Here is a 21,509-nt window from a genome sequence, read left to right as displayed (position 1 = left end):
GCTCAGCCTCCGCGCTTGTTGAACTTGGGGTCGAGCGTGTCGCGCAACCCGTCGCCCAGGATGTTCACGGCCAGCACCGTGAGCGCCAGGAAGATGCCCGGGAACAGCACGTTGTGCGGGTACTGGTTGAACTGCGCACGGCCCTCGGCCATGATGTTTCCCCAGGTCGCCATGTCCGCCGGCAGGCCCACGCCGAGGAAGGACAGGATGGCTTCCACCAGGATCGCCGAGGCGCACACATAGGTCGCCTGGATGATCAGCGGCGCAATCGCATTCGGCAGGATGTGCCGCGCGAGGATCTTCCAGGTCGGCGTGTCGAGCGCGATGGCCGCCTCGACATACGGCTCTTCGCGCACCGTGAGCACCACCGAGCGCACCAGCCGCGCCACGCGCGGAATCTCGGGCACCGCGATGGCGACCACCACGGTGAGCAGGCTGCCGCCGAACAACGCCACGAGGCTGATCGCGAACAGGATGCCGGGGATGGCCATGACGCCGTCCATCAGCCGCATGATCACGCTGTCGATGCGGCGAAAGTAGCCGCCCAGCAGGCCCACGAGCATGCCGAGCACCATGGCGAGCGCGGCCACGGCCACGCCCACCGTGAGCGACACGCGCGCGCCGTACAGCGTGCGGCTCCAGATGTCGCGCCCCAGGCTGTCGGTGCCCATCACGAACAGATGCTCGAAGGTGTCGCCGGCCAGGCTGTTGAACTCGCCGCGCGTGCCGGGCATGAGGTTGCCGCTGCCGGGGTCGATGGCGGTCGGGTCGATGGTGCCGAGCCACGGCGCGGCCAGCGACATCAGCACGAGCAGCAGCAGCACGCTGCCGCCTGCGCGCACCGACCAGTCGGCCAGGATGCGCGTGAGCAGCGAGCGGCGTTGCGGCGGTGCCAGCGGTTCGATGGCGGCGTCTGGCGCCACTGCTGTTGCTGCTGCTGCGGCGGCTGCGGCCGACATGGAAAGGGTCGAATCGGTCATGGTGTTTCCGTTCACTTCGTTCAGTACCGGATGCGGGGGTCGAACACCAGATAGCTCAGATCGATCAGCAGATTGATGAGCACGTAGATGACGGAAAAGAACAGCGTGATGCCCTGGATCAACGGGAAGTCGCGCGACAGCACCGCATCGACCGTGAGCTGCCCGAGTCCCGGAATGGCGAACACCGTTTCGGTGACCACCACGCCACCGATCAGCAGCGCGATGCCGATGCCGATGACCGTGACGATGGGAATGGCCGCGTTGGCGAGCGCGTGGCGCATCAGCAGCCGCGTCTCGGAGATGCCCTTGGCGCGCGCGGTGCGGATGTAGTCCTCGGTCATCGCCTCGGCCACGGCCGCACGCGTGACGCGCGCGATCAGCGCCACGTAGATGATCGACAGCGTGATCGACGGCAGGATCAGGTGCTTGAGCCACAGCAAAGGCCCCTGGCTCAGTCGCTGGTAGCCCTGCACCGGCAGCCACTGCAGGTGCAGCGCGAAGATCCAGATGAGCACGTAGCCGATCACGAACGCGGGGATCGAAAAGCCCATGACCGAGAAGCCCATCAGCATGCGGTCGAGCCAGCCGCCGTGGCGCCACGCCGCGAGCACGCCGAGCGGCACCGCGATGAGGATGGTGGCCACCAGCGTCACGGCCGCGAGCGACACCGTAGCCTCGATGCGCTGGCCGATCAGTTCCACCACCGTCTTCTTCATGAAGTACGACTCGCCCAGGTTCCCCTGCAGCAGTTGCGCGCTCCAGTGGAAGAACTGCACGGGCAGCGACTGGTCGAGCCCCAGTTGCGCGCGGACGCTGGCGATGTTCTCGCTGGTCCCGCTGTCGCCCACGATGGCGGCGGCCGGGTCGCCGGGCGCGAGCCGCAGCATCAGGAACACGATGAGCGCGACGATGACGAGCACCGGCACGGTCGAGAGAATGCGGCGTGCAAGAAAAAGCAGCATGGTGGCTCCCGGGTCCGGCCGCGTCAGTTCTTCTTCAGGTTCCAGAACACGGCGACCGGCGAGCGCACCACGCCGCTCACCACGCCCTTGCGGTAGGCCGTGAGCGGCTTGTACTCGCCGATGGGTGCGTAGATGCCGGTGTCGTACACGCGCTGCTGGATGGCGGTGGCCAGCTCCTTGCGCTTGGGTTCGTCGCTGCTGGCAAGGAAGTCGGACTTGAGCTGCTCCAGCTTGTCGTCGGTGGCCCAGCCGAACCAGCCCTTCTCGCCATTGCCCGTGAGCGGCGCGAAGAACATCGGGTTCATGTTGTCGGCAATGCCCCAGCCCGTGATGAAGAGGTTCCAGCCGCCCTTGTCGACCGGATCTTTCTTGGCGCGGCGCGTGACCAGCGTGGGCCAGTCCATCGACTGCATGTCGACGTTGAAGCCGGCCTGCTTGAGCAGCTGCGCCATCACCGGCGGAAACTTGTTGAGCACCGCGAAATCGGCCGGGTACATCAGCACCACGGGCTTGCCGTCATAGCCTGCCTCCTTGAGCAGCGCCTTGGCTTTTTCGAACTGCGGCTTGCCGGTGAAGTAGCCCGTCTTGTCGGAGGCGAAGGCCGAGCCGCAGGGGTAGATGGACGCGCAGCCGTTGTACAGCTCCTTGTGCACCAGCTGGGCGCGCATCAGCGCCTCCTGGTTGATGGCCATGAAGGCGGCCTGCGCGATCTTCGGGTTGTCGAAGGGCGGGATCAGGTGGTTCAGGTGCAACGCGAACGAGCCCTTCGACACGGGGCTGTCGAGCGTGATGGCAGGGTTGTTCTTGAGCGCGGTGTACTGCTCGGAGGGCACCCACTCGATCATGTCGACCTCGCCGTTGGCCAGCGCATTGGCCTGCGTTTGTGCATCCTTCAGCACGATCCACTCCATGCGGTCGACGTACACGCTCTTGCCGCCGGCCGTGCCCGACGGCGCCTCGGCGCGCGGCACGTACTTGGTGTTCTTCAGGTAGACGATCTTTTCGCCGGGGCGGTATTCGTCCTTCTTGAAGATGTAGGGGCCGGAGCCGGTGGCGTCGTCGATCTGCTTGTCGGCCGGCGTGGCCGCCACGCGCGCCGGCATGATGAAGGGCGGGTTCGACGAAGGCTTGCTCAGCGCATCGAGCACCATGCCGAAGGGCTCCTTGAAGACGAACCTGAAGCTGTTGGCATCGACCGCCTCGGTCTTGTCCAGGGCGGTGAACATCTTCTGGCCCAGGCCGTCGCGCTGGCCCCATCGCTTGAGCGAGGCGAGCACGTCTTCCGAAGTGACGGGCTTGCCGTCATGGAAGGCCAGGCCCTTGCGCAGCGTGAAGGTCCAGGTCTTGCCGTCGGCGCTGGTCGTGTACTTGTCGACCATCTGCGGCAGCACCTTGCCCTGGGCGTCCACGCCGAAGAGCGTGTCGTAGACCATGTAGCCGTGGTTGCGCGTGACGAAGGCGGTGGTCCAGATCGGGTCGAGGATCTTCAGGTCGGACTGCGGCACGAGGCGCAGCACCTTGCCGGTGTCCTGCGCGAAGGAGGAGGCCGCTGCCGCGGCCAGCAAGGCACCTGCGAACAGGGCTTTCAGTTGTCGTGTCTTCAGCATGGGTCAGTTCTCCGGTTGAAAAAGAGGGGCGCGCGCGGGCAACGCCGGGGGCGCAGGCATCGGGCGGCGGTGCGGGAAACAGGTCATGAAAAAGGCTCCGGAGCGAACACGGACACACCGCGCTCATCGCGCGGCGTGCCCCTGCTGTCCTTTTGCCTGAGAGATTCACCCTGCACGCACATCGCGCAGGGCTTGCCCCTTCGGCGGCTGCCCTCGGTCCCCTGCAAGGGGGCCGGTCAGCGCTCTCCAGCGTTAGAAAAATCCAGTCTTGGGACCTGAGCGTTATGGGCTATCGCCTTCGGTAATGCACCAGCTCGACGCATCGAGCCAGGCATTTCTCCTGGATGCTTTCTTCAAAGCAGTTTGCGTGCCACGCGGTGGCATGGGCCGCGGCAGCGGGGTCATCGGGGTTTCTCCGACCGCGCCCCGGCCCGACCGGGCGACAATGGGGGGCTCCGGCGAAAGTCCATTTCGCCCAATGAAATTTCAGCCCTCTCGACAACCCAGAACCTACGGAAGCAAGCGCATGAGCACGAAGCAACCCACCATCGTCTACACCCTCACCGACGAGGCGCCGCTGCTGGCGACCTACGCCTTCCTGCCCATCGTGCGCGCCTTCACCGCGCCGGCCGGCATCAACGTGACGACGAGCGACATCTCGGTGGCCGCCCGCGTCCTGGGCGAATTCCCCGAGTTCCTGAGCGACGACCAGAAGGTGCCCGACAACCTGGCCGAACTGGGCAAGCTCACGCTGCGGCCTGACGCCAACATCATCAAGCTGCCCAACATCAGCGCCTCGGTGTCGCAGCTCAAGTCGGCCATCAAGGAACTGCAGGGCAAGGGCTACAAGATTCCCGACTACCCGGAGAACCCGACCTCGGACGAGGACAAGGACATCCGCACGCGCTACAACAAGTGCACCGGCAGCGCCGTGAACCCCGTGCTGCGCGAAGGCAACTCCGACCGCCGCGCGCCCCGCGCCGTGAAGGAATACGCCCGCAAGAACCCGCACAGCATGGCCGAGTGGAGCCAGGCCTCCCGCTCGCACGTCTCGCACATGCACGGCGGCGACTTCTATCACGGCGAAAAGTCCATGACCCTGGACCGCGCGCGCAACGTCAAGATGGAACTGCTGACCAAGAGCGGCAAGACCATCGTGCTCAAGCCCAAGGTCGCCCTGCTCGACCGCGAGATCATCGACTCCATGTTCATGAGCAAGAAGGCGCTGCTGGCCTTCTATGAAAAGGAAATCGAAGACGCGCACAAGACCGGCGTCATGTTCTCGCTTCACGTCAAGGCGACCATGATGAAGGTCTCGCACCCCATCGTGTTCGGCCACTGCGTGAAGATCTTCTACAAGGAAGCCTTCGAGAAACACGGCAAGCTGTTCGACGAGCTGGGCATCAACGTCAACAACGGCATGGTCGACTTGTACAACAAGATCGCCACGCTGCCCCAGAGCACGCAGGACGAGATCAAGCGCGACCTGCACGCCTGCCACGAAGGCCGCCCCGAGCTGGCCATGGTCGACTCGGCCAAGGGCATCACCAACTTCCACTCGCCCAACGACGTGATCGTCGATGCGTCGATGCCCGCCATGATCCGCAACGGCGGCAAGATGTGGGGTGCCGACGGCCGCCTGAAGGACGTCAAGGCCGTGATGCCCGAATCGACCTTCGCCCGCATCTACCAGGAGATCATCAACTTCTGCAAGTGGCACGGCGCCTTCGACCCCAAGACCATGGGCACCGTGCCCAACGTCGGCCTCATGGCCCAGAAGGCCGAAGAGTACGGCTCGCACGACAAGACCTTCGAGATCGCCGAAGACGGCATCGCCAACATCACCGACTTGGACACCGGCGAAGTGCTGATGAGCGAAGACGTGGAAAAGGGCGACATCTGGCGCATGTGCCAGGTCAAGGACGCCGCCATTCGCGACTGGGTGAAGCTGGCCGTCAACCGCGCACGCAACTCCGGCATGCCGGTCGTGTTCTGGCTCGACGCCTACCGCCCGCACGAGGCGCAGCTGATCACCAAGGTCAAGATGTACCTGCACGAGCACGACACCACGGGCCTGGACATCCAGATCATGAGCCAGGTGCGTGCCATGCGCTACACGCTGGAACGCGTCGTGCGCGGCCTGGACACCATCAGCGCCACCGGCAACATCCTGCGCGACTACCTGACCGACCTGTTCCCCATCATGGAACTGGGTACCTCGGCCAAGATGCTGTCGATCGTGCCCCTGATGGCCGGCGGCGGCATGTACGAGACCGGCGCGGGCGGCTCGGCCCCCAAGCACGTGCAGCAGCTGGTGGAAGAAAACCACCTGCGCTGGGATTCGCTCGGCGAATTCCTCGCGCTGGCCGTGAGCCTGGAAGACCTGGGCCTGAAGACCGGCAACGCGCAAGCCAAGATCCTGTCCAAGACGCTCGACGCGGCCACGGGCCAGCTGCTCGACAACAACAAGAACCCGTCGCCCAAGACCGGTCAGCTCGACAACCGCGGCAGCCAGTTTTACCTGGCCATGTACTGGGCCCAGGAACTCGCCGCGCAGACCGAGGACAAGGACCTGCAAGCCAAGTTCAAGAAGCTCGCCGAGGCGCTCACCGCCAACGAGAAGAAGATCGTCGACGAACTCGCGGCCGTGCAGGGCAAGCCGGTGGACATCGGCGGCTACTACCTGGCCGACCCGAAGAAGTACGAAGCCGTGATGCGCCCCAGCGCCACGCTGAACGCGGTGCTGGCGCCGGCGGCCTGATCGCGCTGCGCCTGCGTCTTCCGGGTCTGCACTGACCCGGAAGCCTTCCTACCAACGGCCTGTTGCTCGCGCGGCAGGCCGTTTGTTTTTGCATCTTCCATCGCACAGCGCGAGACTAGACTGCGATTCCCCGCCCCACTCACTGCAAGAGAAAAGAAAGGCAGGCCCCTCATGAAACTCCGTCTGCTTGCTGTTGCTGCCGCCTCGACCCTGCTCGCGGTCGTCGGCAGCGCCCACGCCCAGAGCAACTGCGACACGCTGCGCGCCGAGATCGAGGCCAAGATCGCCGCGTCGGGCGTCACCAATTTCAGCGTCGTCACCGTCGATGCCGCCGCCACCGCGAGCGGCCAGGTGGTGGGCAGCTGCGACCTCGGCACGAAGAAGATCGTCTATCAGCGCGAAGGCGGCACGGCCTCGCAAGCGCCTGCCTCCACGTCAGCCCCCGCGCCACGCGGCGAGCCCCTGCTCACCGAGTGCAAGGACGGCTCGGTGTCCATGGGCGGCACCTGCAAGCCCTGAGCGCAGGGCAGCATCCCGTGATCTGGCCTGCCTTGCGCCTCTTCTTCGGCCTGCTGACCCTCGTGGCGATCGGCTGGCAGCTGACGATCCATGTCCGCATGGGTTTCAACGTCGTCAACTTCTTCAGCTTCTTCACCAACCTCTCGAACCTGTTCGCGGCGATCGTGCTCGTGCTCGGCGCGCGCCGCCTCTGGCGACCGGCGTACACGGGCCCCGACGAGGGGTTGCGCGCCATGTCGGCCGTGAACATGGCGGTGGTCGGCATCGTCTTCTCGCTGCTGCTGCGCGACGTCGACCTCGGCGCGCTGCGGCCGTGGATCAACACGCTGCTGCACCACGTGATGCCCTGCGTCGTGCTGCTCGACTGGCTGCTGCAACCACCGCGCACGCGACTCGGCGGCCGGCAGCTGCTGTGGATACTCGTCGTCCCGATGGTTTACCTGGCCTACACACTGCTGCGCGGTGGCAGCACCGGCTGGTATCCCTACCCCTTCCTCAACCCCGCCAATGTGGGCGGCTACGGCGGTGTGGCTGTCTATGCGGCGGGTATCGCGCTGACCTTCGGGTTGGCGGGATGGGGGTTGCTGGCGTTGGGGAATCGGCTGGGCCGGCGCGCCTGACGCGGCCACGCGCGCGACCCGCCTGTTTCTACATTTCGCAGGATCAGGCAAAAACCTCGTTCGATCCGGATACCGCTCCAACCCTCTTCGCCCCGAGACTCATCCCCATGCCCGGCGCACCCTTCGCGCCACGGCGCACCGACCTGCATGAGGAGTTTTGTATGAGTGCAATCCAGGACACAGTGGTTCTCGTCACCGGCGCCAGCAGCGGCATCGGCGAGGCGACGGCGCGGCGGCTCGCGCGGCGTGGCGCCCATGTGGTGCTCGGCGCGCGCCGCACCGAACGGCTGGCCGCGCTCGCGGCCGAGATCAATGCCACCGGCGGCTCGGCGAGCTTCCGGCGGCTGGACGTGACGCACCGGCCCGACATGGAGGCCTTTGCCGAGTTCGCCCTCGACACGCACGACCGCATCGACGTGCTGGTGAACGCCGCCGGCGTGATGCCGCGGTCGCCGCTGTGGCAGCGCAAAGTCGAGGAGTGGGAGCTGATGATCGACGTCAACCTGCGCGGCATGCTGCTGGGCGTGGCGGCCGTGCTGCCGACGATGCAGGAGCAGGGCTGGGGCCACATCGTCAACGTCGCGCCGGTCGCCATGGGCGGCGCCACGCCCGACTCGGCCGTGTACCACGGCACGCAGTACGCGGTGCAGGCGATTTCCGAAGGGCTGCGACGGGAACACGCGGGGCACCTGCACGTCACGCTCGTGAGCCCCGACGTGGCCGAGGCCGCCGACCCGCTGGCCGAGCGCATCGCCGCGAGCTACACCTTCGAACGCATGCGCACGCGGCGGCGGCTGACGACGCCCGTCGAGGGCGTGGCGCGTGCCATTGCCGGCGCGATCGAGGGTGCGAGCTACGGCATGGCCGGCCCGGGCTGGCGTTCGGCCCCGACGCCGCGGCCGAAGCCTGCGACGCCGGTGTGCCGAAAGCCGAACCTCAGTAGCTCTTGTACGGCAGGAACTTGCCCGACAGCACCACGTTGACGCGGTCGCCCTTCGGGTCGGGCTGGCGCTGGATGTCCATGCTGAAGTCGATGGCGCTCATGATGCCGTCGCCGAACTCCTCGTGGATCAGTTCCTTGATGGTGGTGCCGTACACGCTCACCACCTCGTACCAGCGGTAGATCAGCGGATCGGTGGGCACGGGCGTGGGCAGCGAGCCCTTGTAGGGCACGACCTTGAGCCACTTCTGCTCTTCGACGGTAAGGCCGAAGATCTTGCCGATGATCTTGGCCTGCTTGTCGTCGAGCGTCATCTGGCCGAGGCAGGCCGCAGTGGTCCACTCCTTCGAAAGGCCGACCTTCCTGGCCACGTCGGCCCACTGGATGCCCTTGGACACCTTCACGGTGATGATCTTCTCGGTGACGTCGTTGCGGTTCATGCGGCTTGGCTCCTGGGGTTGAAATGGATGCGATAGGCCAAGCAACAGGCATGCCCACCTGACTTGCTCCCTCTCCCCTCGGGGAGAGGGTTGGGGTGAGGGTGCGACGGCGATGGCGTGAGGCGCGGCTTTGCGAAGGCCGCACGCCCTCACCCTAACCCTCTCCCGCAAGCGGGAGAGGGGACAAGACAGGAAGAGCTCAGCGCTCCCAGCGGAACTTGCGCTCCGACTCCGCGATGGGCTGGTCGTTGATGCTCGCGTAGCGCTTGCGCATCAACCCGTTCTCCGCAAACTCCCAGTTCTCATTGCCATGGCTGCGAAACCACTGGCCCGCGGCGTCGTGCCATTCGTACTCGAAGCGCACCGCGATGCGGTTGTCCATGAAGGCCCACAACGTCTTCTTCAGGCGGTAGTCGTGCTCGCGCTCCCACTTGCGCGACAGGAACTCGACCACCTGCTCGCGGCCGTTGACGAAGTCCGCGCGGTTGCGCCACTCGGTGTCGGGCGTGTAGCCCAGGCTCACGCGCACGGGGTCGCGCGAGTTCCAGGCGTCTTCGGCGGCCTGGACTTTCTGGGTCGCAGATTCAAGGGTGAAGGGCGGCAGTGGCGGGCGGGATTCCATGGCGGTCTTTCAGTCAAAGAAATGAAGTGATGAAGGCCCGCAATGTGCCACGAGTAGACAGACCTGTCTACATGCCTACAATCGCCGCATGGACATCTCTGCACTGCCCGCACGCGAGCGCATCCTGCTCACGGCGCACGAGCTCTTCTATGCCGACGGCATCCGTGCCACCGGCATCGACCGCGTGATCGCCGCGTCGGGCGTCACCAAGGTCACTTTCTACCGGCACTTCCCGTCGAAGGACGACCTAGTGCGCGCCTTTCTCGACCACCGACACGGCGTGTGGATGGCGTGGTTCGTCGATGCGCTGGGCCGCCGCGACGCGCAGCAGCGCATCGCGCAGGGGCAGGCGCTGCCGGTGCTGGCCGACGTGATGGCCGAGTGGTTCGCCGACCCGGTCTTTCGGGGCTGTGCCTTCATCAACTCGGTGGTGGAGGTGGGTGCCAGCGTGGCCGGCGCCGCCGACATCGCGCGCGAGCACAAGCGCGAGATGGTCGAGGTGATCGCCGGCCTGCTCCCCGACGGCCCGCAGCGCATGGCCATCGCGCAGGCGGCCGCGCTGGGCGTCGATGGCACCATCGTCAAGGCGCAGATGGGCGATGCGGCCCTGGCGCGCGAGGCGGTCGACGACCTGCGGCGGCTGCTCGATGCGCTGGTCGCCCTTCGATAACATCGCATCGCTCACTCTCTTCCCCAAAAAACACATGGCATCGACGCGACTCCCCTCGACCCAGGGCCTGCAGGCCTTCGAGGCCGTCGCGCGGCTGCGCAGCGTGAACGTCGCGGCCGAGGAGCTCAGCGTCACGCCCAGCGCGGTCAGCCACCGCATCCGCCAGCTTGAGACGCAGCTCGAGCTCAAGCTCTTCACAGGCAACGACTTCGGCCTGAGCGCTGACGGCGTGGCCTACCTGGCGCGCGTGCGCGAGGCCATTGCGGCGCTGCAGCAGGTGCCGGGGCGCGAGCCCGCGTCGCAGGTGCGGCGGCTGCGCGTGGCGGTCACGCCCACCTTCTCGCGCCAGATGCTGCTGCCCCGGCTGGCCGAGTTCCGCGACGCCTACCCGACCATCGAGCTGATGCTGCAGGTGACCATGCCGGTGCGCAACTTCACCGCAGAAGACGCCGACATCGAGCTGCGCTTCGGCACCGGCCCCTTCCACGACCGCGAGTTCTGCCAGCTGCTGGCCGACGACGTCTCGCCGGTGTGCAGCCCGGCCTACCTGAAACGCCACGGGCCCTTCGACAACCACTTCTCGACCGACGCCGAGGTGGCGCGCGTGCAGCTGCTGCGCACGCCGCTGGAGTCGTGGCGCATCTGGTTCAAGGCCTGCGGCATCGGCCTGCCCGAGCCGGCCGTGGGCCATCAGTTCAACGACCTGGGCCTGGCGCTCGATGCCGCGGCCGAAGACTTCGGCGTGGTGCTCATGCACCTGCGGCTGGGCCGCGCCTGGATCGACAACGGCCGGCTGGTGCGCCTGTCGCCGCACAGCGCGCCCTCGCCCAACGCCTACTTCCTGTGCTGGCGCCCGGGCACCATGGAGCGCTGGGAATGCGCCACCTTCGTCGAATGGCTGCGCCAGGCGCTGCGCGAACCGGGCTGAATAATTTTCAGACGGGGTGCGGGCTTTTTTCAGGTGACCGGCGCGTTTCCCCTGCAGACTCGACCCCCGGCGCTGCCGTGGCCTGCCCAGGCTGCAGCCCGCCTTGACCCCCATAACACCAGCCTGGAGACTTCCCCTTGCCCGACCTTTCCAAGATCACCTGCATCGAAGACCTGCGGGCGATCGCCCAGCGGCGCGTGCCGAAGATGTTCTACGACTACGCCGATTCCGGCGCCTGGACCGAGGGCACCTACCGCGCCAACGAGAGCGACTTCCAGAAGATCAAGCTGCGCCAGCGCGTGGCCGTGAACATGGAAGGCCGCTCCACCCGCACCACCATGATCGGCCAGGAAGTCGCCATGCCCGTGGCCATCGCGCCCACGGGCCTGACCGGCATGCAGCACGCCGACGGCGAAATCCTGGGCGCACGCGCGGCCAAGGCCTTCGGCATTCCGTTCACGCTCTCGACCATGAGCATCTGCTCGCTGGAAGACATCGCCGAGAACACCGACCGCCACCCCTTCTGGTTCCAACTCTACGTGATGAAGGACCGCGACTTCATCGAGCGCCTGATCGACCGCGCCAAGGCCGCCAACGTGTCGGCGCTGCAGCTCACGCTCGACCTGCAGATCCTCGGCCAGCGCCACAAGGACATCAAGAACGGCTTGTCGACGCCGCCCAAGCCCACGATCAAGAACCTCATCAACCTGGCGACCAAGCCGCGCTGGTGCATGGGCATGCTGGGCACCAAGCGCCGCACCTTCGGCAACATCGCCGGCCACGCCAAGGGCGTGAAAGACCTGTCGTCGCTGTCGTCGTGGACCGCCGAGCAGTTCGACCCGGCCCTGAGCTGGGCCGACGTCGAATGGATCAAGAAGCGCTGGGGCGGCAAGCTGATCCTCAAGGGCATCATGGACGCCGAAGACGCGCGCCTGGCCGTGGCCAGCGGCGCCGACGCGCTCATCGTCTCCAACCACGGCGGCCGCCAGCTCGACGGCGCACCCTCGTCCATCGCCGCGCTGCCGGCCATTGCCGACGCCGTGGGCAGCCAGATCGAGGTGTGGATGGACGGTGGCGTGCGCAGCGGGCAAGACGTGCTCAAGGCCCGCGCCCTCGGCGCACGCGGCACGCTCATCGGCCGCAGCTTCCTGTACGGCCTGGGCGCCTATGGCCAGGAAGGCGTGACGCGCGCGCTGCAGATCATCCACAAGGAGCTGGACATCACGATGGCCTTCTGCGGTCGCACGCAGATCGACGACGTGAAGTCGGACATCCTGCTGCCGGGGACGTTCTGAGGGGCGGTTGAAGGCCTCGCCGGGCGCAGGTTCCAGCGGTTGGGGACCTCGTTCCCGGGCATCAAGAGCGTGTGCGCATGGCGCTTTCGCTCGCGGGCCGATCGACACCGGCGCTGAGGGCCATCCACAGGGCCTTCACGCGCTTGTGTGACTTATTCCCCAACCGCGAAAAGTCAACTGCAAACGAAATACACACCTCGTTCGAACGCAGAAGATCGCCCTCCAAGATTCGGCCCTCAACAACAGGGAGGAATCTTGAAAAAAGCACGTTCCAACAACATTTCGCGCGCACGACTGCTCGCAATCGTTGCCGCAGTCGCAGCAATTTCCGCTTGCGGCGGTGGCGGAGACGGTGGTGGCGCTCCCGCCTTTCCCATCTTGCCCATCGCTGAACCCGCCCCGCCGCCGCCCGCACCAGCGCCCGTGTCGGACAGTTCGGGCCCTTGCTTCAATGAGGCCGACTTCCGCGAAGGCACGGTTGTGGAATTCGAGGCAGCCAAGCCAGGAACAGATCCAGCGACTCCCTCCTTCCGCAGAAAAGCAGTGACCGCGGGCCGCGAGGCATTCGGCGGCGCGAACCCGATCGCGGTGAACGTGGGCTCGGAAAGCATCACCTATCCGGCGTTTCAGCAAATCACCGTCAAGAAGGAATACAAGGACCTCGTGAACGGCAGCTTCCTGCTCTACGGGAAATCGGCCACGTACAAGAACACGATCGATCCGACGTTCGCGCCTTCGCTTCCTCCGGGCTATCCGCTGGTGAATGTCAGCACGGTGTCCCAGGTCTTCACGCCGCCGTTCGCATTCCCGGTCGACATGACGCCGGGCCAGGTCGTCAGCCAACAATCCACAGTGGCGAAGACGCCGGTTCTCAACGGCAGCAGTGGCACAACGGTTTCGCTGCCCGCGAGTGGCGAGCTCACCTACCACGGCCGCGAGCAGTTGGACACGCCACTGGGCACGTTCAACACCTGCAAGCTCTCGCTCAAGATCACTGTGGGTGCATCGGTGATCACCAAGGAAGCCACGAGAGAGTTCTGGCTCGCCGCCGAAGGCCCGTATCGCGGCCAGCTGCTGAAGGGCGGCGATACGAAGACGTCGATGGTTGTGACGAAGATGACCTACTCGCCCAAGTAACGCGGGTTTCAGTCTCTGGCCACGGACCCTTCGGGGTCCGTTTTCGTTGATGGTGATCGCGTTTCTGATGAGCCTTCAGCTGCCGAGCAGGCGAGTTGCCGGCATCACGACCATTGAGATTTTTCACCCGATCTGCATAGGCGACGAGCGCGGAGCACTTTCTGCGGGCACTGCACCCCCGTCAATCAACATTTTTGTTTATACTTTTCCGAGGACATAGGCGCCCCGCCTGTGCCTAGCTCATGAAGACATCGGAGTTCAAACGCTACCTCGCCTCATTGGGCGCCACTTTCCTTGAGGGGAAAAAGCACACGAAGGTCTATTTGAACGGCAAACAAACAACGCTGCCTCGTCACGCGACGGAAGAGCTGGGTCTGGGACTCCGCATGCTCATCCTTCGCCAGTTAGGCGTGAACCCCAAGGGGAAATGAATGTTTAGTTACCCTGCAAGAATTGCGCGGGATGGTGATGGATTCGTGGTGTCGTTTCCAGACATCCCGGAAGCATTGACGGGCGCCAAGAGTCGAACGAAAGCTCTGGAGCTTGCACTGGACGCGCTCACCACTGCAATGGACTTCTATTTTGAAGATCGACGCCCGGTGCCTTTGCCATCTTCGTTGAAGCGAGGGCAGGTTGCCATCGACCTTCCCGCAAGCGTTTCAGCCAAAGTACTTTTGCTGAACGAGATGATTGCTCAAGGTGCGCGTCCCGCTGAGTTGGCGCGCCGAATGGATGCGAGGCCTCAAGAAGTCACCCGCCTCCTGGATTTGCATCACCCGACGAAGATCGATACGGTTGCCGCTGCATTGCAGGCCTTGGGTAAACGCCTGGAATTTTCTCTCGTCTGAAACGTCAAGCTGCATCGTCGGAATTGCAGTCTCCCCCGCCACGAACTTCCTGTGGCCTTCGGGCTCGATGCGGCCGTCGGCGTCGACCGCGGCTGGCAGCGCCACGCCCGGCGGTCAGCCGCTCACTTCGTGAACAGCCGGAATGGTGCGCTCAACAGGCAGCCCAGCCAGAGCGTCGCCAGCCCGTCCGACGCCTCGTCGTGCCAGCCGCTCTTGTCGCTCCAGAGCAGCGTCCTGTCATCGATGCTCACGCTGCACCTGGCATCCGGCAGCACTTCACGGCGAATCCGGTTGAGGCAGGCCACCCAATGGCTGGCCCCCTTGTGCAGGGCGAACGCCTTGTTGTCGGGGAGTTTCGTGGCGCCGGCCAGCACCTTGCCTCCGGTGAGTTCGGACGCCTTGTAGAGCGTGAAGGTCTCCCAGTTGAGGCCCTTGCCTGGATGCGCATGGTGGTCAGCTTCGTCGATCTTGTCGAAGGCCCCCACGATCGCATGCAGGCGCTGCGCTTCCTCGTGGGTCAGGGGACTGTCGCGTCTTGCGTCGTAGTAGATGCTGAAGCTCATGGCGCCGATTTCTGATGAACAGGGTCGGTGAGGGTAATGGCTCCGGGCTGCGCCTTGGTGCTTTCAATACGGTGGGGCTAAGGCGTTCACGATCGGTTTGCGATTGCCACGGCAAGCAAGCTACTTGCGTCACGGTCACTACTGATTCCCGCGCGACCTGCTGCGTGTGCATGAGACCACTCTCCCTATGATTTTGAGAGAGGCAACAACAGTCCAACAGGGAGAGTAAAAATGACAGCACAAGACTTAGGCAGCACCACGCGAAGCGGCCCGATGAGTGCCGGCTCGCGGCTGGTGCTGAGCATGCTGTCGTGGACCGTTTCAATCCCGGCCCTCAATGTCCTGCTCGGCGGCCTTGAGCGACGGCGGGTCCTGACATTGACGGGGCCCATGGTCGCACTCGTTGCCGGCGCCCTGCTCTTGTGGGCCGGGTTGATCTACTGGCGGCAGGTTCCAGCCACCCGCAGCATCGCAAGGCGCATCACGTACTTCATTGCATACCTCACCGTCATGGCCCTGCTGGGCCTGATTGGCGTGTGGGCCGCCTTCTGGGCCACCGTTGCCATCCACGGGCTCTGAGTGCGATGGACGCGGAATCTACAAACAGAAGATCCGCTCCATCCCCACCCACTTCTCCCCTTCCGGCGTCCAAGGCGTAGGCGCCTGGAACTTCCACATCAGTTCCTCCCACGCCCGAATCTTCGGGTCGCTGTGCGATGCCGCCGCCATCGCCTGCGCGTCATACCGCGCATCGTCCGTCTCCATCAGCATCACCATCCGCGTACCCAGCCGGTAGATCTCCATGCCCTTCACGCCGTGCGCGTGCAGGTGCGCGCGCACCTCGGGCCAGATGTCGCGGTGGTACGCCTCGTATTCCGCGATCAGTGCGGGGTCGTCTTTCAGGTCGAGGGCAAGGCAGTGGCGCATGGGTCGTCGTCCGATCAGGTCAAGGCCCGGTCCAGGTGGGTGTAGCCGCCGTCGACGAACACCCACTGCCCGGTCGTGTGCGAGGCCTGGTCGGACAACAGGAACACGACGCTGTTGGCGATCTCCTGCGACGTGGTCATCCGACGGCCCAGGGGAATCTTGTCGGTGATGGTCGCAAGCTTTTTGTCGGGTTCGTCGAAGCCGGAGATCCAGCGCTGGTACAGCGGCGTCATCACTTCGGCGGGGATCACGGCGTTGACGCGCACACCGTCTTCGAGCAGCGACGCGGCCCACTCGCGTGTGAGCGACAGCTGTGCGCCCTTGGCAGCGGTGTATCCGCTGGTGTTGCCCTGCCCCGTCACCGCCGTCTTCGACGAGATGTTGACGATGGCGCCTTTGCTGGCCTTCAGGTGCGGCAGGCAGAAATGCGCCATCACGTAGCAGTGCACGAGGTTGCGCTCCAGCGAGGTCACGAAGGCCTCGCGGCCCGCTTCCAGGCCCACGCTGTCGTTCACGCCCGCGTTGTTGACGAGCCCGTCGATGCGGCCGAACTCGGCCACCGTGGCGTCGATGGCTTTCGCGCACGCGGCCTCTTCCATGAGGTCGAGCTGCATGAAGCGCGCACGCGGCTGCAGCGCGCGCAGTTCGTGCTCGAACGGCGCGTCGAGCGGGCTCTTGCCGAAGATCACGGGCACTGCCCCTTCGCGTGCGAGCGTGAGCGAAATGGCCGCGCCGATGCCGCTGCCGCCACCGGTCACGATGACCACCTTGTCTTTCAGATGCAGGTCCATGAGGGGCCGATGCCTTTGCTGTTGCGGGTGTGTGGGTTCAAGCGCGGAAGCGATAGCGTTCGAGCGACGCCGGCTTCATCGTGATCGAAAAGCCCGCGCCCTTCGGCGGCATGTAGGCCGCGCCGCGGATCTCGCAGGGCTCGACGAAGTGCTCGTGCAGGTGATCGACATACTCGATCACGCGGCCTTCGCGCGTGCCCGAGATGCACAGGTAGTCGATCATCGACAGGTGCTGCACGTACTCGCACAGCCCCACCCCACCGGCGTGCGGACACACGGGCAGCTTGTACTTCGCGGCCATCAGCATCACCGCCAGAATTTCGTTCACGCCACCGAGCCGGCACGAATCGATCTGCACCACGTCGATGGCGCCGCGCATGATGAACTGCTTGAACATGATGCGGTTCTGGCACATCTCGCCCGTGGCGACCTTCACCACCGGTGCAATGCCTTCGCGGATCTTGCGGTGGCCTTCCACGTCGTCGGGGCTCGTCGGCTCCTCGATGAACCAGGGCTTGGCAAAGGCGAGCTGCTTCACCCAGTCGATGGCCTGGTCGACCTCCCAGACCTGGTTGGCGTCGATCATCAGATGGCGGTCGGGCCCGAGCACCTCGCGCGCCACGGTCAGGCGGCGGATGTCGTCCTGCAGGTCGCGCCCCACCTTGAGCTTGATGTGGTTGAAGCCCGCATCGACCGCCTCCTGCGCGAGCCGGCGCAGCTTCTCGTCGGAGTAGCCGAGCCAGCCGGCCGAGGTGGTGTAGCAGGGGTAGCCCTCGGCCTTCAGCGTGGCGATGCGTTCGGCCTTGCCCACAGAGGCTTCGCGCAGCAACACCAGCGCTTCTTCGGGCGTGATGCAGTCGGTGATGTAGCGAAAGTCGATGCAGCGCACCAGCTCTTCAGGGCTCATGTCCGCCACCAGTTGCCACACCGGCTTGCCTTCGGACTTGGCCCACAGGTCCCACATCGCATTGACCACCGCACCGGTCGCCAGATGAATCGCGCCCTTGTCGGGGCCGATCCAGCGCAGCTGGCTGTCGGAGGTGATGTGCCGCCAGAAGCGGCCCATGTCCTGCGCCACCCACTGCAGGTCGAGCCCGACAACCAGGTGACGCATCGCCTCGATGGCCGCGCAGCAGATCTCGTTGCCACGCCCGATGGTGAAGGTCAGGCCATGGCCTTCGAGGCCCGGCTGGTCGGTTTCCAGCACGACGTACGCCGCGGAGTAGTCCGGGTCGGGGTTCATCGCGTCGGAGCCGTCGAGCTGCTGCGAAGTGGGAAAGCGCACGTCCAGTACGCGCATGGATCGAACGATGGTCATGAACGGGGTCTTCGCAAAGAGATGAATCAGTCGTACAGAACGGCGGCGATCTTGGGGTCGGTGATGTTCGTCTTGTCGTACCAGAAGAACCCGGTGTCGACCACCTTGGGCAGCTTCTCGCCCTTGATCGCCTTCACCGCCATCTCCACGGTCTTGTAGCCCATGCCCACGGGGTTCTGCGTGATGGCGCCGGCCATGCTGCCGTCGACGATGGCGTTCTTCTGCTGCTTGCCGGAGTCGTAGCCGATGATCACGACCTTGCCGTTGCGCTTCATCTCCTTCACGCCGTTGACCACGCCGATGGCGGAGCCCTCGTTGGCGCCGAAGATGCCCTTGATGTTGGGCGAGGCCTGCAGGATCGACTTGGTGATCTCGGTCGACTTCAGCTGGTCGCCGCCGCCGTACTGCACGCTCACGATCTTGATGTTCGGGTAGGTCGACTTCATGCGGCTCACGAAGCCATCGCGCCGGTCCACGCCGGTGCGGCTGGTCTGGTCGTGCACCACGAGCGCGACCTCGCCGGCCTTGCCGATCAGCTCGGCCATCTTGTCGGCGGCCAATGCCGCAGCGGCCTTGTTGTCGGTGGTGGTGGTGGTCACGGGAATGTCGCTGTCCACGCCCGAGTCGAAGGCCACCACGGGAATCTTCGCGGCCTGCGCCTTCTTCAAGAGCGGAATCGCGGCCTGGCTGTCGAGCGCGGCAAAGCCGATGGCCTGCGGCTTCTTGGCGAGCGCGGCGGAGAGCATGTCGATCTGCTTGTCGACCATCGACTCCGACTCGGGCCCCTCGAAGCTGACCTTCACCTTCAGGTCTTTCGCGGCCTGGTCGGCGCCCGATTTCACAGCCTGCCAGAACTGGTGCTGGAAGCCCTTGGACACGAGCGGAATGTAGATCTCCGTGGGCTGCTGCGCCTGCGCAAGGCCCGACAGGCCGATGAGCGCCGCGCCGAGCGTGGCCGTGAGGGTTCTTCTATGGATCATGCAAGTCTCCTGTTGTGTGTGGAAAGAAAAAGGGGAAGTCGGTCAGTGCGTGGCCGCACTGCGGCGGCGCAGGATGTCCGCGTACACGGCAAGAATGATGATCACGCCGGTGATCACCGTCTGCCACTCCTGCGCCACCGACAGAATGCGCAGCCCGTTGATCAGCACGCTCATGATGAAGGCGCCGATGATCGTGCCGACGATGGTGCCGGTGCCGCCGCTGAGCGAGGTACCGCCGATGACCACGGCCGCAATCGCATCGAGCTCGTAGCCCTGCCCCAGCGCGGGCTGTGCGGAGTTCAGGCGCGAGGCGATGAGCAGGCCCGCGATGCCGCAGATGCCGCCGCTCACCGTGTAGACCACGACCTTCCAGAAGTCGGTGTTCACGCCCGACAGGCGCACGGCCTCTTCGTTGCTGCCCAGCGCGAAGGTGTAGCGCCCGAGGATGGTCTTGTTGAGCACGATGCTCGCGGCCACCGCCACCAGGAACAGGATCAGCACCGCGTTGGGAATCGGCAGCGACGGAATGAAGTAGCCGATCAGCGAGTCTTGCGAAATGGCCGGAAAGTTCGGCGTGTCGTTGAAGTAGATCGGCTTGGTGCCCGAGATCACGAGCGACAGGCCCTTGAGCAACATCATCATCCCGAGCGTCGCGATGAAGGGCGGGATCTTGAGTTTGGCGATCAGCACGCCCGACACGAAACCGGCCAGCGCACCGAAGAGAATCGCCGCCGCAATGCCCAGTGCCAGCGGCATGCCCATGTAGGTGAGCACCACGCCGGCCATGACGGCACAGAAGGTCATGAGCGTGCCCACCGACAGGTCGATGCCCGCGGTGATGATGACGAAGGTGCAGGCAGTGGCCAGCACGCCGTTCACCGCGGTCGACTGCAGGATGCTCACAAGGTTGTCGGTCTGCAAAAATTGCGACGACGCAAAACTGAAGAACACCATCAGCGCGATGAGGCTGGTGAAGGCCAGCAGTTTCTGCCGCGTGGCGGGGCGAAAGAGCCGCGCCTTCAGCGAGAAGCCAGGCGTGGCGGCGGTTGCGGCGGTAGGGGTGGTCAAGGTAGGGTCTCCAATCGTCATGCGGTGGCAGCTGCTTCGCGCCGGGTGGCGAGCTGCATGATCTTTTCCTGCGAGGCCTCGCGCCCCGCCAGTTCGCCGGTGATTCGGCCTTCGCACATCACCAGCACGCGGTGGCTCACGCGCAATATCTCGGGCAGCTCCGACGAGATGATCACGATGGCCTTGCCCTGCGCGGCCAGCTCGTTGAGCAGGCGATAGATTTCGGCCTTGGCGCCCACGTCGATGCCGCGCGTGGGTTCGTCGAAGAAGAGCACGCTGCAGTCGCGCAGCAGCCATTTGGCGATCACGATCTTCTGCTGGTTGCCGCCCGAGAGCAGCCGCACCTGCTGGCGCACCGAGGGCGTCTTGATGCTCAACTGCTTCACGTAGTGCTTGCCGGCCGCCTCGATGGCGGCCTGGTCGATGAACACGCCCATCGACACGAACTTCTTCATGCTCGGCAGCGCGATGTTGGTTTCCACGTCCATGCCGGTGGCCAGGCCGAAGTGCTTGCGGTCTTCGGAGAGGTAGCCGATGCCGTGTCGCACGGCATCTTCGGGCGATTTGATCGACACCTTCTTGCCGTGCACGAAGACCTCGCCCGCATCGATGGGGTCGGCGCCGAACACCGCGCGCGCCAGCTCGGTGCGGCCCGCGCCCATGAGGCCGGCAAAGCCCAGGATCTCGCCCTTGCGCAGCACGAAACTGGCATTGCGCACCATCGCGCCGCGCGCGATGCCGCGCGCTTCGAGCACGACGGCGTTGCTCGAGGTGTCGGGAAAATCGTTCTCCACCTCGGTGAGCTGGCGGCCCACCATCATGGCGATGAGCGAGTCCATCGGCGTGTCGGCCATCGACACGGTGGCGATGTACTGGCCGTCGCGCATCACGGTCACGCGGTCGGCGATGCGTTTGAGCTCGTCCATCTTGTGCGAGATGTAGACGATGGCCACGCCCTGCGACTTCAGCTGTCCGATGATGCGAAACAGGTCGGCCACCTCTTCGTTGTTGAGCGCGGCGGTGGGCTCGTCCATGATGAGCACGCGCGAGTCGAACGAGAGCGCCTTCGCGATCTCGACCATCTGCTGCTTGGCCACCGTGAGTTCGCCGACCGGCGTGTGCGGGTCGAGCCGCAGGTTCATGCGATCGAAGATGCGCTGTGTGTCGACGCGCATCGCCTCCTCGTCGATGAACAGGCCCAGCCGCCCGCGCGGCTCGCGGCCGATGAAGATGTTCTGCGCGGCGCTCAGGTGGTTCATCAGGTTGAGCTCCTGGTGAATGATCCCGATGCCCAGCGCCTGCGCGGCGCGCGGGCTCGCGATGTCAACGGGCTGGCCGTTGAACAGCACCTCGCCCGAATCCTTGGTGTAGACGCCGGCGAGCACCTTCATGAGCGTGGACTTGCCCGCGCCGTTCTCGCCCATGAGCGCATGCACCTCGCCGGGCAGCAGCTCGAACTGCGCCTTGTCGAGGGCACGCACGCCGGCAAAGGATTTGCACAGGTCGCGGAGGGTGACGATGGGTTGCATGGGA

Annotated in this window: 23 protein-coding genes and 1 riboswitch; of the genes, 11 read left to right on the top strand and 12 right to left on the bottom strand. The window is 65.2% G+C overall.

Features of this window, described 5'->3' with window-relative positions:
- Positions 1–2: 2 nt before the first annotated feature.
- From CY658_RS27680 to CY658_RS27670, 3 genes are read right to left on the bottom strand one after another with little or no spacing between them, the layout of a single operon-like run.
- A complete protein-coding gene (locus CY658_RS27680) occupies positions 3–980 on the bottom strand; it encodes an ABC transporter permease (RefSeq protein WP_257885006.1) in 978 nt (325 codons plus the stop codon).
- A gap of 20 nt (positions 981–1,000) precedes the next feature.
- Positions 1,001–1,942, bottom strand: coding sequence for an ABC transporter permease (locus tag CY658_RS27675; protein WP_101493240.1), 942 nt, complete (start codon positions 1,940–1,942; stop codon positions 1,001–1,003).
- 23 nt (positions 1,943–1,965) lie between these two features.
- The gene (locus CY658_RS27670) at positions 1,966–3,549 is read right to left on the bottom strand and encodes an ABC transporter substrate-binding protein (protein WP_101493239.1); all 1,584 of its coding nucleotides are present in this window, start codon (positions 3,547–3,549) and stop codon (positions 1,966–1,968) included.
- Positions 3,550–3,683: 134 nt separating this feature from the next.
- Positions 3,684–3,809, bottom strand: a riboswitch (glycine riboswitch).
- Between the two features lie 266 nt (positions 3,810–4,075).
- Here CY658_RS27670 and CY658_RS27665 point away from each other — a divergent pair.
- From CY658_RS27665 to CY658_RS27650, 4 genes are all read left to right on the top strand, one after another.
- Entirely contained in the window at positions 4,076–6,310 is a 2,235-nt protein-coding gene (locus CY658_RS27665; RefSeq protein WP_101493238.1) for an NADP-dependent isocitrate dehydrogenase, read from the top strand.
- Positions 6,311–6,481: 171 nt separating this feature from the next.
- Positions 6,482–6,829 carry a DUF1161 domain-containing protein gene (locus CY658_RS27660; RefSeq protein WP_101493237.1) on the top strand — a complete coding sequence of 116 codons (348 nt, stop codon included), beginning with the start codon at positions 6,482–6,484 and terminating at the stop codon, positions 6,827–6,829.
- Positions 6,830–6,846: 17 nt separating this feature from the next.
- Positions 6,847–7,449 (top strand): Pr6Pr family membrane protein, encoded by a 603-nt coding sequence (locus CY658_RS27655; protein WP_101493236.1) that lies wholly within the window; start codon positions 6,847–6,849, stop codon positions 7,447–7,449.
- A 161-nt stretch (positions 7,450–7,610) separates the two neighbouring features.
- Positions 7,611–8,432, top strand: coding sequence for an SDR family oxidoreductase (locus tag CY658_RS27650; RefSeq protein ID WP_101493235.1), 822 nt, complete (start codon positions 7,611–7,613; stop codon positions 8,430–8,432).
- On the opposite strand, the gene cynS is transcribed toward CY658_RS27650, so the two are convergent.
- Both cynS and CY658_RS27640 read right to left on the bottom strand, forming a co-directional pair.
- Positions 8,386–8,829, bottom strand: coding sequence for a cyanase (gene cynS / locus CY658_RS27645; protein ID WP_101493234.1), 444 nt, complete (start codon positions 8,827–8,829; stop codon positions 8,386–8,388). The genes CY658_RS27650 and cynS overlap by 47 nt on opposite strands.
- Before the next feature lie 199 nt (positions 8,830–9,028).
- Positions 9,029–9,451 carry a nuclear transport factor 2 family protein gene (locus tag CY658_RS27640; protein ID WP_101493233.1) on the bottom strand — a complete coding sequence of 141 codons (423 nt, stop codon included), beginning with the start codon at positions 9,449–9,451 and terminating at the stop codon, positions 9,029–9,031.
- A gap of 88 nt (positions 9,452–9,539) precedes the next feature.
- Between CY658_RS27640 and CY658_RS27635 the strand changes: the two genes are divergently transcribed.
- The 6 genes from CY658_RS27635 (at position 9,540) to CY658_RS27610 (ending at position 14,329) form a co-directional block, all read left to right on the top strand.
- Positions 9,540–10,121 (top strand): TetR/AcrR family transcriptional regulator, encoded by a 582-nt coding sequence (locus tag CY658_RS27635; protein WP_101493232.1) that lies wholly within the window; start codon positions 9,540–9,542, stop codon positions 10,119–10,121.
- 34 nt (positions 10,122–10,155) lie between these two features.
- Complete coding sequence (locus tag CY658_RS27630) at positions 10,156–11,049, top strand: LysR substrate-binding domain-containing protein (RefSeq protein ID WP_101493231.1); 894 nt, start codon at positions 10,156–10,158, stop codon at positions 11,047–11,049.
- 137 nt (positions 11,050–11,186) lie between these two features.
- Positions 11,187–12,344 (top strand): alpha-hydroxy acid oxidase, encoded by a 1,158-nt coding sequence (locus tag CY658_RS27625; RefSeq protein ID WP_101493230.1) that lies wholly within the window; start codon positions 11,187–11,189, stop codon positions 12,342–12,344.
- 255 nt (positions 12,345–12,599) lie between these two features.
- Positions 12,600–13,481 (top strand): DUF3108 domain-containing protein, encoded by an 882-nt coding sequence (locus CY658_RS27620; RefSeq protein WP_143713801.1) that lies wholly within the window; start codon positions 12,600–12,602, stop codon positions 13,479–13,481.
- A 242-nt stretch (positions 13,482–13,723) separates the two neighbouring features.
- Positions 13,724–13,912, top strand: coding sequence for a type II toxin-antitoxin system HicA family toxin (locus CY658_RS27615; RefSeq protein WP_101493228.1), 189 nt, complete (start codon positions 13,724–13,726; stop codon positions 13,910–13,912).
- Positions 13,913–14,329, top strand: coding sequence for a type II toxin-antitoxin system HicB family antitoxin (locus CY658_RS27610; protein WP_101493227.1), 417 nt, complete (start codon positions 13,913–13,915; stop codon positions 14,327–14,329).
- 122 nt (positions 14,330–14,451) lie between these two features.
- On the opposite strand, the gene CY658_RS27605 is transcribed toward CY658_RS27610, so the two are convergent.
- Entirely contained in the window at positions 14,452–14,892 is a 441-nt protein-coding gene (locus tag CY658_RS27605; protein ID WP_101493226.1) for a hypothetical protein, read from the bottom strand.
- A 231-nt stretch (positions 14,893–15,123) separates the two neighbouring features.
- Between CY658_RS27605 and CY658_RS33085 the strand changes: the two genes are divergently transcribed.
- Positions 15,124–15,471, top strand: a complete 348-nt coding sequence (locus CY658_RS33085) for a hypothetical protein (RefSeq protein ID WP_257885005.1) — start codon at positions 15,124–15,126, stop codon at positions 15,469–15,471.
- A gap of 18 nt (positions 15,472–15,489) precedes the next feature.
- On the opposite strand, the gene CY658_RS27595 is transcribed toward CY658_RS33085, so the two are convergent.
- Genes CY658_RS27595 through CY658_RS27570 form a run of 6 tightly spaced genes read right to left on the bottom strand, consistent with a single transcriptional unit; the run spans position 15,490 to position 21,505 of the window.
- Positions 15,490–15,819, bottom strand: a complete 330-nt coding sequence (locus tag CY658_RS27595; RefSeq protein ID WP_101493225.1) for an L-rhamnose mutarotase — start codon at positions 15,817–15,819, stop codon at positions 15,490–15,492.
- 14 nt (positions 15,820–15,833) lie between these two features.
- The gene (locus CY658_RS27590) at positions 15,834–16,610 is read right to left on the bottom strand and encodes an SDR family oxidoreductase (protein ID WP_101493224.1); all 777 of its coding nucleotides are present in this window, start codon (positions 16,608–16,610) and stop codon (positions 15,834–15,836) included.
- A 37-nt stretch (positions 16,611–16,647) separates the two neighbouring features.
- Positions 16,648–17,928 carry an L-fuconate dehydratase gene (locus CY658_RS27585; RefSeq protein ID WP_101493223.1) on the bottom strand — a complete coding sequence of 427 codons (1,281 nt, stop codon included), beginning with the start codon at positions 17,926–17,928 and terminating at the stop codon, positions 16,648–16,650.
- A gap of 26 nt (positions 17,929–17,954) precedes the next feature.
- Positions 17,955–18,908, bottom strand: coding sequence for an ABC transporter substrate-binding protein (locus tag CY658_RS27580; RefSeq protein ID WP_101493222.1), 954 nt, complete (start codon positions 18,906–18,908; stop codon positions 17,955–17,957).
- A 42-nt stretch (positions 18,909–18,950) separates the two neighbouring features.
- A complete protein-coding gene (locus CY658_RS27575) occupies positions 18,951–19,976 on the bottom strand; it encodes an ABC transporter permease (RefSeq protein ID WP_101493221.1) in 1,026 nt (341 codons plus the stop codon).
- 17 nt (positions 19,977–19,993) lie between these two features.
- On the bottom strand, positions 19,994–21,505 hold the full coding sequence (locus CY658_RS27570) for a sugar ABC transporter ATP-binding protein (RefSeq protein WP_101493220.1): 1,512 nt from the start codon (positions 21,503–21,505) through the stop codon (positions 19,994–19,996).
- Between the last annotated feature and the right edge of the window lie 4 nt (positions 21,506–21,509).

Source organism: Variovorax sp. RO1 (assembly GCF_002849325.1).
Lineage (GTDB): Bacteria > Pseudomonadota > Gammaproteobacteria > Burkholderiales > Burkholderiaceae_C > Variovorax.
This window is presented reverse-complemented; position numbering and strand designations above follow the sequence as displayed.

Excerpts from the sequence above, each read along its gene's own strand:
- CY658_RS27680 (WP_257885006.1), bottom strand. The coding sequence starts at position 980 with ATGACCGATTCGACCCTTTCCATGTCGGCCGCAGCCGCCGCAGCAGCA.
- CY658_RS27675 (WP_101493240.1), bottom strand. The coding sequence starts at position 1,942 with ATGCTGCTTTTTCTTGCACGCCGCATTCTCTCGACCGTGCCGGTGCTC.
- CY658_RS27670 (WP_101493239.1), bottom strand. The coding sequence starts at position 3,549 with ATGCTGAAGACACGACAACTGAAAGCCCTGTTCGCAGGTGCCTTGCTG.
- CY658_RS27665 (WP_101493238.1), top strand. The coding sequence starts at position 4,076 with ATGAGCACGAAGCAACCCACCATCGTCTACACCCTCACCGACGAGGCG.
- CY658_RS27660 (WP_101493237.1), top strand. The coding sequence starts at position 6,482 with ATGAAACTCCGTCTGCTTGCTGTTGCTGCCGCCTCGACCCTGCTCGCG.
- CY658_RS27650 (WP_101493235.1), top strand. The coding sequence starts at position 7,611 with ATGAGTGCAATCCAGGACACAGTGGTTCTCGTCACCGGCGCCAGCAGC.
- cynS (WP_101493234.1), bottom strand. The coding sequence starts at position 8,829 with ATGAACCGCAACGACGTCACCGAGAAGATCATCACCGTGAAGGTGTCC.
- CY658_RS27640 (WP_101493233.1), bottom strand. The coding sequence starts at position 9,451 with ATGGAATCCCGCCCGCCACTGCCGCCCTTCACCCTTGAATCTGCGACC.
- CY658_RS27635 (WP_101493232.1), top strand. The coding sequence starts at position 9,540 with ATGGACATCTCTGCACTGCCCGCACGCGAGCGCATCCTGCTCACGGCG.
- CY658_RS27630 (WP_101493231.1), top strand. The coding sequence starts at position 10,156 with ATGGCATCGACGCGACTCCCCTCGACCCAGGGCCTGCAGGCCTTCGAG.
- CY658_RS27615 (WP_101493228.1), top strand. The coding sequence starts at position 13,724 with ATGAAGACATCGGAGTTCAAACGCTACCTCGCCTCATTGGGCGCCACT.
- CY658_RS27610 (WP_101493227.1), top strand. The coding sequence starts at position 13,913 with ATGTTTAGTTACCCTGCAAGAATTGCGCGGGATGGTGATGGATTCGTG.
- CY658_RS27605 (WP_101493226.1), bottom strand. The coding sequence starts at position 14,892 with ATGAGCTTCAGCATCTACTACGACGCAAGACGCGACAGTCCCCTGACC.
- CY658_RS33085 (WP_257885005.1), top strand. The coding sequence starts at position 15,124 with ATGACAGCACAAGACTTAGGCAGCACCACGCGAAGCGGCCCGATGAGT.
- CY658_RS27595 (WP_101493225.1), bottom strand. The coding sequence starts at position 15,819 with ATGCGCCACTGCCTTGCCCTCGACCTGAAAGACGACCCCGCACTGATC.
- CY658_RS27590 (WP_101493224.1), bottom strand. The coding sequence starts at position 16,610 with ATGGACCTGCATCTGAAAGACAAGGTGGTCATCGTGACCGGTGGCGGC.
- CY658_RS27585 (WP_101493223.1), bottom strand. The coding sequence starts at position 17,928 with ATGACCATCGTTCGATCCATGCGCGTACTGGACGTGCGCTTTCCCACT.
- CY658_RS27580 (WP_101493222.1), bottom strand. The coding sequence starts at position 18,908 with ATGATCCATAGAAGAACCCTCACGGCCACGCTCGGCGCGGCGCTCATC.
- CY658_RS27570 (WP_101493220.1), bottom strand. The coding sequence starts at position 21,505 with ATGCAACCCATCGTCACCCTCCGCGACCTGTGCAAATCCTTTGCCGGC.